The organism is Allosphingosinicella sp., assembly GCF_036403745.1.
GTDB lineage: Bacteria > Pseudomonadota > Alphaproteobacteria > Sphingomonadales > Sphingomonadaceae > Allosphingosinicella.
Genome location: NZ_DASWQI010000014.1, coordinates 1 through 16229 on the forward strand (window position 1 = coordinate 1; position 16229 = coordinate 16229).

Below are 16229 nucleotides of genomic sequence, written 5' to 3' on the forward strand. Positions count from 1 at the left end.
TGGCACCTCGATGTCGGCTCATCACATCCTGGGGCTGGAGCAGGTCCCAAGGGTTTGGCTGTTCGCCAATTAAAGTGGTACGTGAGCTGGGTTCAGAACGTCGCGAGACAGTTTGGTCCCTATCTGCCGTGGGCGTCGATAATTGAGAGGAGTTGACCCTAGTACGAGAGGACCGGGTTGAACATACCTCTGGTGGACCTGTCATCACGCCAGTGGTGCAGCAGGGTAGCTATGTATGGACGGGATAACCGCTGAAAGCATCTAAGCGGGAAGCCTCCCTCGAGATAAGTTATCATAGAGCCGTCGGAGACCACGACGTTGATAGGCCGGATGTAGAAGTGGGGTAACCCATGGAGCTAACCGGTCCTAATTGCTCTATTCGCGCTTGAGAGTCCCACCATCAACGACAGCTTTGGCTGTCTGCGAGGGATACTCAGCAGCTAGTCGATTACAGTGCACGATTTCTAGGACACACTTTATGCGCAGGCCCCATAGCTTGGTGGCCATAGCGTCTGTGACCCACCCGATCCCATCCCGAACTCGGCCGTGAAACCAGACAGCGCCGATGGTACTATCGCCTAAGCGATGGAAGAGTAGGTCGTCGCCAGGCTTTGAGGCCTGCGCATAAAGGGATCCCGCCAAAGTGCTACTTTGGCGGGTGCCCTCGTGAACCCATTCACAAAACGAGCCGCCCAGGCTTGCGTGCAAGCGCAGCCTGGGCGGCTTAGTCGCTTTTCGGGCTTCGGCCCTTAGTCGGTGACGCGGGATGGAGCAGCCCGGTAGCTCGTCAGGCTCATAACCTGAAGGTCGTAGGTTCAAATCCTACTCCCGCAACCAACAAGGCCCCCGCCGCAAGCGGGGGCCTTGTTGGTTTTGGGCGTCTGTGGATTGGAGCCTCGTTCAGCCGCAGCCGCGCCCCGCGCGGCGGAGACGACGCAGCGAAGCTGCGGCAAATCCTACTCCCGCAACCAACGCAAGAACCCCGCTTCGGTGGGGGTTTTTGTTGTCCGTTTGGCAGGCCGGAGGCGGGATACCGCCTCTCCGGTCGCCTCCGACGCAAGCTGTGCCTCCTCCCGTCCTTCAGGGCGCCGCCGAGTTCCGTCCGTTTCGGTTGCGCATCGGGCCGGGACATGCTTCACTCCCCGGATTCACGACAGAACGGGGACTCGCTTCATGGCTACCGATCCCACCGGCTCCGCGCCCATCCCGCCTCCGCCAGGCGCGACACCGCCGCCCCATGTCGGCGGCGCCCACGCCTCGCTCATCGAGCGCGCCAAGAACATCCTCATGCGTCCCAAGGAGGAATGGTCCGTGATCGCCGCCGAGCCGGCGACGATCGGCGGCATCTACCGCGATTATGTCGTGATCCTCGCCGCCATCGGGCCCATCGCCATGGCGATCGGCCTGCTGCTGATGGGGAACAGCTTTTTCCACTTCTCGATGAGCTTCATCATCGGCCAGGCGGTGATCAGCTATCTGCTCGGCCTTGCCGGCGTCTATGTGCTCGCCCTCATCATCGAGGCGCTGGCGCCGAACTTCGGCGGCGTGAAGGATCGCGTGGCCGCGTTCAAGCTCGCGGCTTACTCGATGACGGCAGTGTGGCTCGCCGGCATCCTGTCGATCATTCCGATGCTCGGGCTCCTCGCCATCGTCGGTCTCATCTACACCCTCTACCTGCTCTGGCTCGGCCTGCCGGTGCTGATGAAGTCGCCGGAGGACAAGACGACCGTCTATGCCGTCAGCGTCATCATCGCCTACATCGTCGTCTATTTCGTGATTGCGATGATCGCGTCGCGGATCATGTGGACGTTGATGCCGCCCGCCGTCTCGCCGGTGACGTTCAACCTGCCGGGCTGACCGTCTCGAACAGCGCCCTCTCGACATCGATCGAGAGGGCGCCCTCGAGCACTGTCGCCTTCGCCCAGGCAAGCTCCCCGGCGAGATAGCGGTCGCTTTGGAGATGCGGGACCTGCGCCCGGATCGCCGATCGCGCGACTTCGATCGCAGGCGAGCTCGCCAGCGGTGCGTGGAAGTCGAGGCCCTGCGCCGCCGCTAGCAGCTCGACGCCGACCACCCCGGCCGCATTGTCGGCGATCCGCCGCGCCTTGGTGCCGGCATGGGTCGCCATCGAGACATGGTCCTCCTGCCCCGCCGAGGTCGGGACGGTGTCGACGCTGGCGGGAAAGGCGAGGCTCTTATTCTCCGACACCAGGGCCGCGGCGGTAACCTGCGCGATCATGAAGCCCGAATTGACGCCGCTGTCCCTCACAAGGAAGGGCGGCAGCCCGCTCATCTTCGGATCGACCAGCACGGCCGTGCGCCGTTCCGAGATGGAGCCGATCTCGCACAAGGCGATGGCGAGCATGTCCGCGGCGAACGCCACCGGCTCGGCGTGGAAATTCCCGCCTGACAGCGCCTCGTCCCCGAACAGCACAGGATTGTCCGTCACCGCATTGGCCTCGATCTCCAGTGTGCGCGCCGCATTGCCGAGCAGGTCGAGGCACGCGCCCATGACCTGCGGCTGGCAGCGGAAGCTGTAGGGATCCTGGACCTTGGTACAGTCGTCATGGCTGTGCCTGATGCCGCTTCCTTCGAGCAGCCGCATCAAGGTGGCCGCGACGGCGATCTGGCCCGGCTGCCCACGCGCGGCGTGGATGCGCGGATCGAACGCCGCGTCGGTCCCCTTCAGGGCATCGACCGACATCGCGCCGGCAATAAGCGCGGAGGCGAACACCCGCTCCGCGGTGAACAGGGTGTCGAGCGCTATAGCGGTCGAGATCTGGGAGCCGTTGATGAGGGCAAGGCCTTCCTTCGGGCCGAGCACCAGTGGCTCCAGGCCAAGGCGGGCGAGGCCTTCCGCCGCCGGCACAACGCGGCCATCCACCACCAGCTGCCCCTCGCCGATCAGCGGAGCCGCCATGTGCGCGAGCGGCGCCAGGTCGCCCGAGGCGCCGACCGAGCCTTGCGACGGGATGACCGGGAGCGCGTCCCCGGCCAGCAGCGCCAGCAACCGCTCCACCACCAGCGGGCGCACGCCGGAATGGCCGCGGCCGAGGCCGATCGCCTTCAGGGCCATGGCAAGGCGCACGACGTGGGCGGGCAGCGCCTCGCCGAGGCCGCAGCTGTGCGAGAGGATCAGGTTGCGCTGCAGTTCCTCGAGCCGCTCGGCGGGAATACGGGTCTGGGCGAGCAGCCCGAAGCCGGTGTTGACCCCGTAGACGGTGCGCCCCGAGGCGAGGATCCGCCCCACCGCCTCGGAGGAGGCCAGCAGCGCCGACCAGGCGGGGGCGGCGAGCTCCACCGGCGTCCCGCTCCATACGCGGCGGAGGTCGGACAAGGTGACGGATCCGGGGGTGAGGGTGATCATAGTCCCGTCGCCCCAGCGTCGGCTGGGGCCCCAGCGGATGAAGACCGCAGGCGCTTTTCGCCCGCTGGGATGCCAGCCTGCGCTGGCATGACGAGGAAGATCATCGCCCCACCATCGGCAAATCCAGCCCCTGCTCACGGGCGCAGGCGACAGCCTCTTCATAGCCCGCGTCGGCATGCCGCATGACGCCGGTGCCGGGGTCGTTCCACAATACCCGCTCCAGCCGCCGCGCCGCCGCTTCGGTGCCGTCGGCGACGATCACCATGCCGGCATGCTGCGAATAGCCCATGCCGACGCCGCCGCCATGGTGGAGAGACACCCATGTCGCCCCGCTTGCCGTGTTAAGCAGGGCGTTGAGCAGCGGCCAGTCCGAGACCGCGTCGGAGCCGTCGCGCATCGCCTCCGTTTCGCGGTTCGGGCTGGCGACCGAGCCTGAATCGAGATGGTCGCGGCCGATGACGATCGGCGCCTTCAATTCGCCCCGCGCCACCATCTCGTTGAACGCCATGCCGAGCCGGTGGCGCTGCCCGAGGCCGACCCAGCAGATCCGCGCCGGCAGCCCCTGGAAGGCGATCCGCTCGCGCGCCATGTCGAGCCAGCGGTGGAGGTGCGGGTCGTCGGGGATGAGCTCCTTTACCTTGGCATCGGTGCGGTAGATGTCCTCCGGATCGCCCGACAGCGCCACCCAGCGGAACGGCCCGATGCCGCGGCAGAAGAGCGGGCGGACATAAGCGGGGACGAAGCCAGGAAAGTCGAAGGCGTGGGTCACGCCGGCGTCGGCCGCGACCTGACGGATGTTGTTGCCATAGTCGAAGGTCGGGATGCTTTGAGCCCGGAAGGCGAGCATCGCCTCGACATGCACCGCCATCGACGCCCGCGCCGCCGCCTCGACCTTCGCGGGATCGCGCTCCCGCTCGCGAACCCATTCCTCCACGGTCCAGCCCAGTGGCAGATAGCCGTTCACCGGATCGTGCGCCGAGGTCTGGTCGGTCACCGCGTCCGGCCGGATACCCTGCCGCACCATCTCGGGCAGGATCTCCGCCGCATTGCCGAGCAGCCCCACCGAAGTCGGCACCTCGGCGGTGCGGAGTATCTCCAGCGCCTCCTCGAGGCTGCCGGCGCGCCGGTCGAGATACCGCGTCTCGAGCCTTTTCTCGATGCGGCTCTCCTGGCACTCGATGGCGAGGCAGTGGGCGCCGGCCATCACCGCCGCCAGCGGCTGGGCACCGCCCATGCCGCCGAGGCCTGCCGTCAAGATCCAGCGGCCCTTCAAATCGCCGCCATAATGCTGCCGCCCCATCTCGACGAAGGTCTCGTACGTCCCCTGCACGATGCCCTGCGTGCCGATGTAGATCCACGATCCGGCCGTCATCTGGCCGTACATCATGAGGCCTTTGCGATCGAGTTCGTGGAAATGCTCCCACGTCGCCCATTTCGGCACGAGGTTGGAATTCGCGATCAGCACCCGCGGCGCGTCGGGGTGCGTGCGGAAGACGCCGACCGGCTTGCCCGACTGGACGAGCAGGGTCTCGTCCGCCTCCAGCCGTTCCAGCGTCTCGACGATGCGGTCGAAGCTCTCCCAGTCCCGCGCCGCCCGGCCGATGCCGCCATAGACGACCAGCTCCTCAGGCGCCTCGGCAACGCGCGGATCGAGATTGTTCTGCAGCATCCGCACGGCCGCTTCCGTCGCCCAGGATTTGGCGAGGATCTTCGGGCCGGTGCGCGCCTGGATGTGCCGGCTGTTGTCGCGTCGCGTGTGCATGGCGGGGGTTCTAGGCTGACACCGTTCCCAAGTGAACCGTCAGGCGTCTTCCCCCGCGACGATCCTCTTCTCCGGGCCCGGCAGCCCGATCCAGTAAGCGAGCTCCGCCGGCCGGTTCACCCCCCACACGCACAGGTCCGCCGCCTTGCCGGTGGCGATCGTGCCGACCTCCCGTTCGAGCCCCAGCGCCTTGGCGGCATGGACCGTCATTCCGGCAAGCGCCTCCTCCGGCGTCAGGCCGAACAGGGTGCAGGCCATGCTCAGCATCAATGTCGGCGACAGGACCGGCGAGGTACCGGGGTTGCAGTCGGTCGCTACCGCCATGGGCACCCCATGCCGCCGCAGCAGCTCCACCGGCGGCCGCCGCGTCTCCTTCAGCGCGTAGAAGGCGCCGGGCAGAAGCACCGCCACCATGCCCGCGGCCGCCATCGCCGCGACGGCCGCTTCGTCGGCATGCTCGAGATGATCGGCCGACAAGGCCCCGAACTCCGCCGCCAGCGCCGCGCCTTGAAGGTTGGAAAGCTGCTCGGCGTGGAGCTTGACGCGCAGGCCGTGCTCGTCCGCCGCCTCGAACAGCGCCCGCACTTCGTCGGGCGTGAAGCCGATCCCCTCGCAAAAGGCATCGACGGCGGTGGCGAGGCCCCGCTCCGCCGCCTCCGGGATCATCTCGTCCACCGCGAGGCGGACGAACTCCTCCCGGCTCGCCCGATGCTCCGGCGGCAAGGCGTGGAGCGCGAGGAGCGTCGGCACGACCCGCACCGCCTCCGTCTCGCCGAGCCGCTTCGCCGCTTCGAGCATCTTCATCTCGCTGGCGACGTCGAGCCCGTAGCCGGACTTGATCTCGACGGTCGTGACGCCGCCCCGCATCAGTGTCTGGAGCCGCGGCCGCGCCTGGTCGACAAGCTCCTCCTCGGAGGCAAGTCGTGTCGCCTTTACGGTGGAAAGGATGCCGCCGCCCGCCCGCGCAATGTCCTCATAGGTGGCGCCGTCGAGCCGCTGCTCGAATTCGCGCGCCCGGTCCCCGCCGAAGACGAGGTGGGTGTGGCAGTCGATCAGCCCCGGCGTCACCCAGGCGCCACCGAGATTCTCGATCCGCCCCGCGCGGTAGCCGGCGAGGTCGATGCGGCGCCCCACCCGGACGATGCGGCCGTCCTGGATGCCGACCGCACCGTCCTCGATCGCGCCGAACGGCCCGGGCACCGCCGGGTCCATCGTCGCGACGTTGCAGTTGGTGAGGAGGCGGTCCCACATTAGAGGCACAGTAGAGCGGCGCGACGGGAGAGCAAATGGCCTGGGCATCGATTGCCGACCTTCTCGGGCCGGACGGGGACGTGGCGCTGCTCGGCGCCCCGCTCGAGGCTGGGTCGGTGACGCCGGGCCGCTGCGACCTCGCCCCCGCCACGGTGCGAGGGACGCTGCGCCGGATCAGCACCTACGATGTCGAGACGGGTCAGGAGATCGGCGCGCGCCTGCACGATCTCGGCAACGTGCCGGTCACCGGCGTCTCCCCCGCCGACGCCTTCGAGCCGATCCGCGCCGCCGCCGCCTCAGCCGTGCGTGCCCACCGCCTCACCCTCCTCGTCGGCGGCAACAACGCGGTGACCCGCCCGGCCGCCCATGGCCTCGGCGCCCCTCTCGCCAATGTCGGCCTGATCACGCTCGACGCCCATCTCGACATGCGGGAGACGGACCAGGGGCCGATGAACGGCAATCCGATACGCTGCCTCTTGGAAGACGGGCTGCCGGGCTGGAACATCTGCCAGATCGGCCTCGCCCCCTTCGCGAACACCGCGGCCATGCACCGCGACGCGCAGGCCGCCGGCATCGGCCTCTTCACCATCGCGGATTGCCGCCGCCGGGGGATCGAGGCGGTGCTCGACGAAGCGCTCGCCCGCCTCGCCCGCAAGGACGCGATCATGGTCGATTTCGACATCGACGTGATCGACCGCGCCCAATGCCCGGGTGCTCCGGGCGCCCGCCCCGGCGGCATGAGTGCGGAGATGTTCTTCGCCGCCGCCCGCCGTCTTGCCGCCGAACCGCGCGTGCGGCTGGTCGACCTGACCGAATTCGACCCGAGCCTCGACGTCGCCGACATCACCGCGCTCACTGCGGGGCGATGGGTGGCGGAGGTGCTCGCCGGCTTCTCAGCCCGCCAGGCTCTTTAGGGGGACTGCGGGATCGGCCAATGCCGCCGGATCGGCAATCGCCCCGCTCTCGATCAGCTTGCGGCCCTGCACATAGTCGCGTGTGGCGTTGACGCAGTCGAGCGCGACGACGCGGCCCTGGAGCAGATACAGGACGGAGAAGCTGCCTGCCGCCGCGTCGCCGCGCACGACCGTCCCATCATGGCCGACCGACAGCCCGACGCTCTGCAGCTTCAGATCGTACTGGTTCGACCAAAACCAGGGCATCGCCTCGTACGGCTCGGCTCGCCCGGCGATCGCCTTCGCGGCCGCCGCGGCCATGTCGTGCGCGTTCTGCACCGATTCGAGCCGGACGCGCAGCCCGCCCGCCCAGCGATTCTCGTGCGCTGCGCAGTCCCCGATTGCATAGACGTTGGAGAGCGATGTGCGGCAGAAGCCGTCCACGTCGACGCCGTTCGCCCCGGCCGCGCCGGCCGCGAGCAAGGGCTCGACCGCCGCTTCGATGCCGATGCCGACGATGATCAGGTCGGCTGGGAGCGTCTCTCCGTCCTGCAACGTGACGCCGGTGGCGTGGCGCTCCCGGCCCTCTATCCGGGCGACGGCCGCGCCAAGCCGCAGATCGAGCCCGTGCGCGCGATGCTCCGCCTCGAAGAAGCGGGAAATCTCCGCGCCCGCCACCCGCGCCAGCACGCGGTCCAGCGCCTCGACCAGCACGACGTCCTTGCCGAGCTTGCGCATCGCCGCGGCGGCCTCGAGGCCGATATAGCCGCCGCCGACGACCGCCACCCGCTGCGCCCGCGGCAGCTCGGCGAGGATCGCGTCGACTTCGGCCTTGCAGCGCACGACATGGACTCCGGCCAAGTCGCCGCCCGCGCAACCGAGCCGCCGCGCCACGCCGCCCGTCGCCCAAACCATGGTCCCGTAGCCGATCCGCTCGCCCGCCTCCGTCTCCACCGTATTCGCCGCCGGATCGACGGCGGTGACGCGCGTGCCCCGCATCAAAGCCACTTCGCGCTCGACCCAGAAAGCCGCCGGCCGGATCAGCATTCGCTCGAAGGCCTTTTCGCCGGTGAGATAGTCCTTCGACAGCGGCGGCCGTTCGTAGGGCAGCTCCGCCTCCGCGCCGACCAGTCCGATGGACCCGGCGAAGCCCAGCTGGCGCAGCTGAATCGCGGTCTGCGCCCCGCCATGGCCCGCCCCTACGATCGTCACGTCGAAATGCCGCATCAAGCCGCTCCTACCGGATCAGATGCCGCTTAAGCCAGCAGGTGCCTTGTTTCCCGGCGCGCAAGGGGGCAGGGGCAGGTCGCGATGGCCGATATCGATCCCGTCCTGCAGGAGGCCTTTCGCCAGGCGCTGCGCCGAGTCGCCTCGACGGTGAACGTCATCACCGTCTGCGTCGGCGGCCAGCCGATGGGGATCACCGCGACCGCCATGTCCTCCATCTCGGTCGATCCGCCGAGCCTCCTCGTGTGCATCAACCGCAATGCCTCGATGCACGGGTCGATGGGCGACGTCTCCCACTTTCGCGTCAACGTCCTCCACGGCGAGCAGGCCGAGATGGCGCGGATCTTCGCCGACCGCCGCCACCAGGCATTGCGTTTCGCCGACGGCTGGACGGTGGATTGCGAGCGGCCGCCCCGCCTCATCCACGCGCAGGCCAGCTTCCTGTGCCGCCGCATCGACCATCACGGCTTCGGCACCCATTCGATCTTCATCGGCCAGGTCGAGGAAGTGACCTTCCGCGACGACGTCCACCCCTTGGTCTACCTGAACGGCACCTACGCCAGCGCGCGCTAGCGCGTTGACACGCTGCCGCGGCCATGATGTCCTGACCAGCAGGGCCAGGAGAGCGACCATGGCGACGACATGTCCGAATTGCGGCGCGGCGGTGGGATCCGAGGATCGCTTCTGCCCGGCCTGCGGAGCCGCGGTCGCCGCGGAGCGCGGCGCGCCTTCGGTCGGGGACCTCGCCGAGCCGCGCAACCTGGCCCGCATCGCCCAGGTGGTGGCGCTGATCGGGTTCGTGCTGCCGTGGATCACCGTCTCGTGCCAGGGCCGCGTCCTCGCGCAGGTGTCGGGGCTGGACATGGCGCTGGGCCGCGCGACCGTCCACAACCCCTTCACCGGCGTCTCGCAGGCGCATAGCGGCTCGCCCAACGGGGCGATTGTCGTCGCCTTGGTAATGATCATCGCCGGTCTTGCGATCAGCTTCAACATGGCGATCGTGCGCACCGCGCTCGCCAACATCATCGCCTGCGCCACCGCCCTGCTGCTGATCGCCTACGAGGTGCTGGTCTCCGCCGGCAGCATGGTCCGCTCGCAGGCCTCGACTACGCGGGTCCCCGATAACGGCGTCGAACGGAGCATCGCCGAGGCGATCAAGGTCGGCACCGGTTTCGGCTTCTGGCTGACCTGCCTCGCTTTGGCGGCGGCGATCTTCTTCTACTTGAGGGTCCGCGGGGGAGGGCGCAGCGATCGGGCGCCGCATGTGACACGCGCTGAGCCGCAGGTGCGCAGCAACGGCGCCGGGAGCGATCCGCCGCCGCCCTGAGCCTTTCGGCCGCTCGAACGTTGTCGCTCCGAAAGGAGCTTCGATGAGCCGCGCCTTCGTCAAGGAAGATGCCGACGCACCGCCCCCGCCGCCTTTGGAGCGGCCGGTCAGCACGGGGCATGTGCTGGACGTGGCGCCGGGAGAAAGCTGATGCCGTCGACGGTCATCGAGACCATCGCCTATCGGTCGGATGCGCAGGTGCTCGACGTGCTGTTCACCACCGGACGGCGCTACCTCTTCCACGCGGTGCCGCCGGAGGTCGCCGAGGATTTCCGCCGCGCCCGCATCAAGGGGCGCCATTTCAACGCCCGCATCCGCGGCCGCTATGCCTTCAGCGAAGTGGAGGCGGCGCGGGAGGTCAGCGTGCCTTGGCCGGAGTCTTCGCCGCGGGCTTAGCGGCATTGCCGGCGGCGGCCGCGGCAGGGCGGTTGCATGGGGGAAGCCCGAGCTCCGCCAAGTCGGCGCATTTGCGGACCTGCACCTCGCCCCCCGGCGAGATGAACAGCGCCCAGTCGCCGCTGTCGATGCAGTGGGTCGTCCACATCGCCATGTTCTTGTAATCCTGCTGGTAGGCGCCGCCCTCCGATTTCTTGCAGCGCTGGCTCGAATCCATGATCGCGCGCCGCAGGCCGAGATTGCGGTAGAGGTCGCTCATCGTCTTGAGCTGGTCGGACATCGGATTGGCCGCGCGGACCTGCGTCACGTTGCCGCTTGGCTGCCCCTGCCCGCAGGCGGCGACGACAAGGCTGAGGCTCAGCAAGGCAAATCCGCGCATCGGCATGTCTCCTCTATCCCCGAACGGCTTCGGCGAACCGCTCGTTCCCGACGAAGCCGAGCTTCTCGATACCCGACCGCTTCACCACGGCAAGTATCTGATCGAACCTTTCATAGCGCGTGTCGCCTTCCGCCTGCATCTCCAGAACGCCGTCGGGCGCGGCGGCACGGAAGGCGGCGAGGCGGGCGGGGAGGTCGGCGCCGGCCATGGCCGCCCCGTCCCAGGCCAGGGCGCCGCTGGGAAGGATCGCCAGACGGTGGACGATAGGCTTGTCCGTCACCGGGTTGCCGGGCCCGGGCAGGGTGATCTTCACGCTGTGGCTGGCGATCGGGATGGTGAGGATGAACATGATGAGGAGGACGAGCAGCACGTCGATCAGCGGCGTGGTGTTGATCCCGGAGATCGGCGCCTCGGCGACGGTGGCGAAAGCGATACGACGGTGACGCATGCTGCTTCTCCCTCTTGTTATGTTATCTCATAGCGAGAACGGAGAAGCGCTGCAACGGTTCCTGTGGCGGCTCTGCGATAATCTCTCCCTCCACCACACCCGTTCGGGCTGAGCTTGTCGAAGCCCTGCCCTTCTCTTCTGCAGCAAAGGCAAAGGGAGGGCTTTGACAGGCTCAGCCCGAGCGGTGTCTGGGTGTCAGAGTGACAACGTGACAGTCGGACAGACTCTAAAGGGCGAGGACGTACCAGCTGCGGTCGCGGCCTTCGCGGGCGCGGCGGAGCATGACGCGGCCGGTCGATCCGAAAGGCTTGCCGCCGACGAAGCGGCCGGTGGTCATCACCGGCACTTCGACATAGTCGAACCCGCCCTGCGTGGCCGGCCCACCGGCGGCGCCGAGCTGGGCGCGGTAATTTTCATAGGCGCGGAAGTTGGCGACGAACCGCGCCTTGTCCGCCCCGCCGGGGGTGCGCATGGCGTAGGCAGCGTCATAATCGCCCGCCTCGATGCGGTCGTAATAACGGCGCAGCACTGCCGCCGCCTCGCGCGCCTCAGGCTTCTCCTGCGGATAGGCGTAGGTCGTCGCCCGACGCTCCGGTGGCTTCGCCTTGGGTGCCGGCCTGTCGCAACCGGCGAGGAGCAAAGGGAGCAGGAGCCAGGCGCGCATCGGCCGCTTATGCCTCCCCACCCTCGTGAGTGGGAAGGGCCTCAGGCGGTCATCCGCGTCTGGGTGCCGTGGATGAGGTCGGTGGCGCGCTCGAAGCTCATCGGGCGGCCGAACAGATAGCCCTGGATCTGGTGGACGCCGAGGTCGCGCATCCGGGTGAAATCGTCGGCGGTCTCGACGCCTTCCGCGGTCACCGTCATCCGGAAGCTCTTGGCGAGCTGGACGATCGACTGGATGATCGCCACCGTCTCCCGGTTGTGCGCCGCCTCGCGGACGAAGCTGCCGTCGATCTTCAGCTTATGGAACACCGCCTTGTTCAGATAGCCGAGCGAGGAATAGCCGGTGCCGAAATCGTCGAGCGCGATGCCGACGCCCAACGAGCGCAGCCGCTTCAGCACGTCGAGCGAGCCTTCGCTGTCGCCGAGGAACACCGACTCGGTCACCTCCAGCTCGATGCGGTTCGCCTTGACCCGGTATTTGGAGATTGCTTCGGAGACGGTGTTGGGAAGCGCCGGCAGGATGAGCTGGCGGGCCGAAAGGTTGAGCGCGACGCTGATATAATCGGGCCACGACGCGGCGGCGCGGCAGGCTTCGTCGATCACCCAGTCGCCTAGCTGCATGATGAGGCCGGTCTCTTCGGCGAGGGTGATGAACTCGATCGGCGAGACCATGCCGCGGGTCGGGTGGTGCCAGCGGATCAGCGCCTCGAAGCCCATCAGGCTCTGGTCGGCGGCGTTGATCAGCGGCTGATAGTCGAGGCGGAACTGCTTGAGGCTGATCGCCTGGCGGAGGTCCTGCTCGAGCCGCAGCCGGTCCTCGGCCTCGTTCTGCATGTCGGCCGAGAAATAGCAGCAGGTGCCGCGCCCCTGGGCCTTCGCCTGGTAGAGGGCGAGGTCGGCCTTCTGGATCAGATCGTCGACGCTCTGGCCGTCGATCGGGCCGAAGGCGCAGCCGATCGACACGCCGATGCGGATCTCGGCCTTGTCGATATGATAGGGCTCGGCGACGGCGGCGATGATGCGGCGGGCGAGGTCGTCGACCTTCTTACGGCTCTGCGCGTCGCGGATGACGATGGCGAATTCGTCGCCGCCCATCCGGCCGACATGGCCGACTTCGCCGGCTTCCTTGACGAGGCGCTGCGACACCGATTTCAGCACCGCGTCGCCCTTCGGGTGGCCGAACGTGTCGTTGACCGGCTTGAAGCCGTCGAGATCGAGGAACATGATCGCGCAGGGCACATTGCCGGCCTGCGAGCCCGACAGCGCCTCGCCGAGCAGCTGGCGCACCCGGCCGCGATTGGGGAGGCCCGACAGCACATCCATGTTGGCAAGGTTGGTGAGACGCTCCTGCGTCCGGCGCACCTCGGTAATGTCGGAGCCGACGCCGCGGAAGCCCTGGAACTGGCCCGACATGTCGATGATCGGATCGCCGGCAAGGCTGATCCAGCGCGTCCCGCGCCGGGTCTTGAGCTCCATTTCGAGGTTCGCGAAGGGCTGGCGGTCGAGGAGGGTGCGGCCCAATGCGCTGTTGCCGCCGAGGGTCGCCGGGAGCGAATGCCCGATCAGCTGGCTCGCCGAGCGGCCGAGCAGGCTGGTCATCCGGCTGGAGATGTAGACGACGCGGTTCTCCGCATCGACCTGCCACAGCCAGCCGACGCCGCGATGCTCATATTCCTTGAGCAGCAGCCGCACCGACTCGGCCTGGGTGCGCACCTTGGCGATGATCTGCAGCTGCTCGTAGGTGAAGCGGGTGAGCCGGGTCATGCCGAAGATGGCGACGGAAGCGATGCCGACGATGGTCGCGCCGATCAGCGGATCCAAGAGGCCGTTGCCGAGCCAGTAAGCGGCGCAAAGCGCGGCGGTGATGGTCGCAATCCACGCGTAGGCGGCGGCCGGCACCGAGGCCAATGCAATGGCCGCGATGATCATCGAGGCCATGGCGAGGACGATGACGACCTGCGCCTCATAGCCCTGGTGCGAGAAGGTCCAGGTGGGAAGCGACGCCCACACGCCGGCCAAGCCGACGGCTTCGGCAATGCCGACCAAAGCCGGCCCGCGCTCGGCCGAGCGGCTGCCGGAATTGGAGCGCTCCTGCATCACCCGGCGGAAATAGACGGCGTTGACGACGCCCACCGCCGCCAGCCACCCTCCGATCAGGATGGGGCTGGTCTGGGCGAACAAGGCCCAGGCGACGAGCAGGGCCGCGCCCACCGCGGTTCCGGCGAAGTAAGGCGCGAACAAAGCCCGCGTCTGCGCCTGGCCGTTATGAAGGTGCGCCTCGCGGAGGCGTTTCGACCCGGCGTCGGCGCCGACTGCCTCTTCGGCGAGCTCGACCGGCTCCGAATCCTGTTGCTCTAGGTCCAACGGGACGGGTGCGTGATACATGCTGATCCTGGTCCTGACGCTTGGTCACTGTGGTACCCCCAGGAGTTTGATGGAATGTTAAAGGCGCGATTAAATCTTCTGCCCGGAATGGTCGGATCAACCCCGTCGCCCCAGCGGAGGCTAGGGCCCCAGAGGGTGAAGAATGCCGTTGCGTTTCACCCGCTGGGAACCCAGCCTGCGCCGGGATGACGGTATCACTCGCCGCCCGATTCAGATGCAGCTCAGCAATTCTCGTATTTCCAGTTCCGCCTTTTGCCCTCCGCCGTCCATTCCACCGTCTGGGCGATGCGTTTCCCGCGGGTCTCCGGCCGCTTCGCCTCCAGCACCCATTCCAGATATTCGCGGCGGCAGCCTGGCGGGAAGGCCTCGAACGCCGCCGCCGCCTTTGGCTCCGCGTCGAGGGCGGCGCGCAGGTCGTCCGGCGTCGCAAGCTCCGGCTTCGGCGCCTTCTTCGGCCGCGCCGCCGGCGCTTCGGCGGCCTTGGCGACCGCCGCTTCGATCAGCGCGCGCATCGTCTCGGGCGGCGGCAGGTCCGCCACTGAGATGATCCGCCCGAACTGCCCCATCGCGCCTTCCACCGCCGCGTCGCCGACCAGCTCCTTGCCGCGCCAGAAGCCGAAGCTCGCATGCGCCTTGAAAGCGGCCATATTGGCGAGCGGCCGCCCCTTCACCAGAAAGGCGGGCATGCCCCATTTGATCGCCTCCTCCACCTCGGGACAGGCGTCGTGCATCGCCGCGCGCAGGTGATCGAGGATCGGCCGGGCGAACTCCGCCTGGCGGGCGATATAGGCGTCGACGCGCGGATCCTTGCTCATCGCCCGATGATAGACTCGTTCCAGCCTTGAATCGATTCGGTTCGGCGTGGCGGCTGGAACGGCGGATTCCGCGATGCTTTGGCACAGGATTCTCGCTTGGGAATCAGTGCCATGCTCGCCGCCCGCATCGCCTCCTCGATGATCGACCGGATCGCCTATGACGAGGAGGAGGGGGCGCTCAGCATCTGGTTCCGCGAGACCGGCCGCTACGTCTATTCGGACGTCCCGCGCGCCATCTACGACGGCTTGCGCCGCGCCCCGTCCGCCGGCCGCTATTTCAACGCCTGCATCAAGCGCCGCTTCCCCTGCCGGCCCGATCCCGAACGCCGCAAGTTCCGCCCGCCCTTCGGCGCCTGATCCCCTGCATTGCGCGCCATTGCGGCCCCGGTTACACCTTCACCGGGGTCAGGAGGGCGTGCGCGTGTCGGATGGGGGAGCGTCGATCATGCCGGCCCTCAGCCTCGTCGAGGAATATGCCGCGGCGGCCGAGGCGGCGTCCTCCATGCCAGCACTCAACGCGCTGACCGCCGACGCGGTGCGAGCGCTCGGCTTCGATTTCTTCGGCATCATCCACCACGTCACCTTCGGCAGACCGGTGGCGGGCTTCGTCGGCCTCCATCATTATCCCGAGGAATGGGTGGCGGCGCTGCGCGACATGGGCAGCCCGCCCGACCCCGTTCAGCGCGCCGCGGAGCGCACCGGCTGCGGCTTTCGCTGGGACCGGATGGACATGATCGTCGCGGTCAGCGCGCGCGAGCGGCGCCACATGGAAGAGGCGGCCCGGCACGGCATCGGCACCGGCTTCACCGTCCCCAATCACGTGCCGGGCGAAGCGCCGGGCTCCGCCAGCTTCGGCCTGCGTGCCGGCCGCGAACTGCCCGCCCGCCACCTTCCGGCGGCGCAGGCCTTGGGCGCCTTCGCCTTCGAGGCGGCGCGGCGGTTGACCCGCACCGGCGGGCCGCGCTGGATCGCGCCGGTGCGGCTGTCGGACCGGCAGCGCGACTGCGTGCTGCTCGTCTCCCACGGCAAGAGCGACACGGTGATCGCGCAGCTGCTCGGCCTCAAGCCCAGGACGGTGAACGACCATGTCGAGGCGGCGAAGCGCCGCTACGGCGTCGCCACCCGCGCCCAACTCGTCGTCCACGCCCTGCTGCGCAGCGAAATCGCCTTCGCGGAGGTGCTCGACGGGAGGCGCTAGGGCACGATCGGGTTAGGTTGTATCTCGACTAAAGACAGCACCGCCGTCACCCTGAACTTGTTTGAGGGTCCAGTCCTCCATCCGCACTGCAGCCTCCAGCCTGGATGCTGAAACAAGT

The 16229-nt window shown here is 68.1% G+C and carries 16 protein-coding genes, 1 tRNA gene and 2 rRNA genes; 10 read left to right on the plus strand and 9 right to left on the minus strand.

Features of this window, described 5'->3' with window-relative positions:
* The 4 genes from VGC56_RS02110 to VGC56_RS02125 form a co-directional block, all read left to right on the plus strand.
* Positions 1-389, plus strand: a 23S ribosomal RNA gene (locus VGC56_RS02110); the annotation flags it as partial.
* Positions 390-495: 106 nt separating this feature from the next.
* Positions 496-610 (plus strand): 5S ribosomal RNA (rrf, locus tag VGC56_RS02115).
* A gap of 150 nt (positions 611-760) precedes the next feature.
* A tRNA-Met gene (locus tag VGC56_RS02120) sits at positions 761-837 on the plus strand.
* A gap of 336 nt (positions 838-1173) precedes the next feature.
* Positions 1174-1857, plus strand: a complete 684-nt coding sequence (locus VGC56_RS02125; RefSeq protein ID WP_464122911.1) for a Yip1 family protein — start codon at positions 1174-1176, stop codon at positions 1855-1857.
* Here the strand turns inward: VGC56_RS02125 and hutH are convergent.
* From hutH to hutI, 3 genes are all read right to left on the minus strand, one after another.
* Positions 1841-3367 carry a histidine ammonia-lyase gene (gene hutH, locus VGC56_RS02130; protein ID WP_464122912.1) on the minus strand — a complete coding sequence of 509 codons (1527 nt, stop codon included), beginning with the start codon at positions 3365-3367 and terminating at the stop codon, positions 1841-1843. The two genes, VGC56_RS02125 and hutH, sit on opposite strands and share 17 nt — an antisense overlap.
* A 100-nt stretch (positions 3368-3467) precedes the next feature.
* Entirely contained in the window at positions 3468-5129 is a 1662-nt protein-coding gene (gene hutU / locus VGC56_RS02135) for a urocanate hydratase (RefSeq protein WP_464122913.1), read from the minus strand.
* Positions 5130-5168: 39 nt separating this feature from the next.
* Positions 5169-6380 carry an imidazolonepropionase gene (hutI, locus tag VGC56_RS02140; protein ID WP_464122914.1) on the minus strand — a complete coding sequence of 404 codons (1212 nt, stop codon included), beginning with the start codon at positions 6378-6380 and terminating at the stop codon, positions 5169-5171.
* Between the two features lie 35 nt (positions 6381-6415).
* Between hutI and VGC56_RS02145 the strand changes: the two genes are divergently transcribed.
* Positions 6416-7294, plus strand: a complete 879-nt coding sequence (locus VGC56_RS02145; protein ID WP_464122915.1) for an arginase family protein — start codon at positions 6416-6418, stop codon at positions 7292-7294.
* Here the strand turns inward: VGC56_RS02145 and VGC56_RS02150 are convergent.
* Positions 7274-8500 (minus strand): NAD(P)/FAD-dependent oxidoreductase, encoded by a 1227-nt coding sequence (locus tag VGC56_RS02150; RefSeq protein ID WP_464122916.1) that lies wholly within the window; start codon positions 8498-8500, stop codon positions 7274-7276. The two genes, VGC56_RS02145 and VGC56_RS02150, sit on opposite strands and share 21 nt — an antisense overlap.
* Positions 8501-8584: 84 nt before the next feature.
* Between VGC56_RS02150 and VGC56_RS02155 the strand changes: the two genes are divergently transcribed.
* The 3 genes from VGC56_RS02155 (at position 8585) to VGC56_RS02165 (ending at position 10223) form a co-directional block, all read left to right on the plus strand.
* Positions 8585-9073, plus strand: a complete 489-nt coding sequence (locus VGC56_RS02155) for a flavin reductase family protein (RefSeq protein WP_464122917.1) — start codon at positions 8585-8587, stop codon at positions 9071-9073.
* 58 nt (positions 9074-9131) lie between these two features.
* A complete protein-coding gene (locus VGC56_RS02160) occupies positions 9132-9827 on the plus strand; it encodes a zinc ribbon domain-containing protein (RefSeq protein ID WP_464122918.1) in 696 nt (231 codons plus the stop codon).
* 150 nt (positions 9828-9977) lie between these two features.
* Positions 9978-10223: a KTSC domain-containing protein gene (locus VGC56_RS02165; RefSeq protein WP_464122919.1), complete on the plus strand. Its 246-nt coding sequence runs from the start codon at positions 9978-9980 to the stop codon at positions 10221-10223.
* Here VGC56_RS02165 and VGC56_RS02170 read toward each other — a convergent pair.
* The 5 genes from VGC56_RS02170 to VGC56_RS02190 form a co-directional block, all read right to left on the minus strand.
* The gene (locus tag VGC56_RS02170; RefSeq protein WP_464122920.1) at positions 10186-10602 is read right to left on the minus strand and encodes a hypothetical protein; all 417 of its coding nucleotides are present in this window, start codon (positions 10600-10602) and stop codon (positions 10186-10188) included. The two genes, VGC56_RS02165 and VGC56_RS02170, sit on opposite strands and share 38 nt — an antisense overlap.
* 13 nt (positions 10603-10615) lie before the next feature.
* On the minus strand, positions 10616-11050 hold the full coding sequence (locus VGC56_RS02175) for an ExbD/TolR family protein (RefSeq protein WP_464122921.1): 435 nt from the start codon (positions 11048-11050) through the stop codon (positions 10616-10618).
* A gap of 226 nt (positions 11051-11276) precedes the next feature.
* On the minus strand, positions 11277-11714 hold the full coding sequence (locus VGC56_RS02180) for a hypothetical protein (RefSeq protein ID WP_464122922.1): 438 nt from the start codon (positions 11712-11714) through the stop codon (positions 11277-11279).
* Between the two features lie 41 nt (positions 11715-11755).
* On the minus strand, positions 11756-14098 hold the full coding sequence (locus VGC56_RS02185) for a putative bifunctional diguanylate cyclase/phosphodiesterase (RefSeq protein WP_464122923.1): 2343 nt from the start codon (positions 14096-14098) through the stop codon (positions 11756-11758).
* Between the two features lie 221 nt (positions 14099-14319).
* Positions 14320-14913, minus strand: a complete 594-nt coding sequence (locus VGC56_RS02190) for a YdeI/OmpD-associated family protein (protein ID WP_464122924.1) — start codon at positions 14911-14913, stop codon at positions 14320-14322.
* Between the two features lie 96 nt (positions 14914-15009).
* Here VGC56_RS02190 and VGC56_RS02195 point away from each other — a divergent pair, with 96 nt between their 5' ends.
* The gene (locus VGC56_RS02195; protein WP_464122925.1) at positions 15010-15270 is read left to right on the plus strand and encodes a KTSC domain-containing protein; all 261 of its coding nucleotides are present in this window, start codon (positions 15010-15012) and stop codon (positions 15268-15270) included.
* Positions 15271-15358: 88 nt separating this feature from the next.
* Positions 15359-16111: a LuxR family transcriptional regulator gene (locus tag VGC56_RS02200; protein WP_464122926.1), complete on the plus strand. Its 753-nt coding sequence runs from the start codon at positions 15359-15361 to the stop codon at positions 16109-16111.
* Positions 16112-16229: the final 118 nt, after the last annotated feature.

Bases quoted from the DNA above. Each gene is read 5' to 3' on its own strand.
- VGC56_RS02125 (WP_464122911.1), top strand. From the start codon at position 1,174: ATGGCTACCGATCCCACCGGCTCCGCGCCCATCCCGCCTCCGCCAGGC.
- hutH (WP_464122912.1), bottom strand. From the start codon at position 3,367: ATGATCACCCTCACCCCCGGATCCGTCACCTTGTCCGACCTCCGCCGC.
- hutU (WP_464122913.1), bottom strand. From the start codon at position 5,129: ATGCACACGCGACGCGACAACAGCCGGCACATCCAGGCGCGCACCGGC.
- hutI (WP_464122914.1), bottom strand. From the start codon at position 6,380: ATGTGGGACCGCCTCCTCACCAACTGCAACGTCGCGACGATGGACCCG.
- VGC56_RS02145 (WP_464122915.1), top strand. From the start codon at position 6,416: ATGGCCTGGGCATCGATTGCCGACCTTCTCGGGCCGGACGGGGACGTG.
- VGC56_RS02150 (WP_464122916.1), bottom strand. From the start codon at position 8,500: ATGCGGCATTTCGACGTGACGATCGTAGGGGCGGGCCATGGCGGGGCG.
- VGC56_RS02155 (WP_464122917.1), top strand. From the start codon at position 8,585: ATGGCCGATATCGATCCCGTCCTGCAGGAGGCCTTTCGCCAGGCGCTG.
- VGC56_RS02160 (WP_464122918.1), top strand. From the start codon at position 9,132: ATGGCGACGACATGTCCGAATTGCGGCGCGGCGGTGGGATCCGAGGAT.
- VGC56_RS02165 (WP_464122919.1), top strand. From the start codon at position 9,978: ATGCCGTCGACGGTCATCGAGACCATCGCCTATCGGTCGGATGCGCAG.
- VGC56_RS02170 (WP_464122920.1), bottom strand. From the start codon at position 10,602: ATGCGCGGATTTGCCTTGCTGAGCCTCAGCCTTGTCGTCGCCGCCTGC.
- VGC56_RS02175 (WP_464122921.1), bottom strand. From the start codon at position 11,050: ATGCGTCACCGTCGTATCGCTTTCGCCACCGTCGCCGAGGCGCCGATC.
- VGC56_RS02180 (WP_464122922.1), bottom strand. From the start codon at position 11,714: ATGCGCGCCTGGCTCCTGCTCCCTTTGCTCCTCGCCGGTTGCGACAGG.
- VGC56_RS02185 (WP_464122923.1), bottom strand. From the start codon at position 14,098: ATGTATCACGCACCCGTCCCGTTGGACCTAGAGCAACAGGATTCGGAG.
- VGC56_RS02190 (WP_464122924.1), bottom strand. From the start codon at position 14,913: ATGAGCAAGGATCCGCGCGTCGACGCCTATATCGCCCGCCAGGCGGAG.
- VGC56_RS02200 (WP_464122926.1), top strand. From the start codon at position 15,359: ATGCCGGCCCTCAGCCTCGTCGAGGAATATGCCGCGGCGGCCGAGGCG.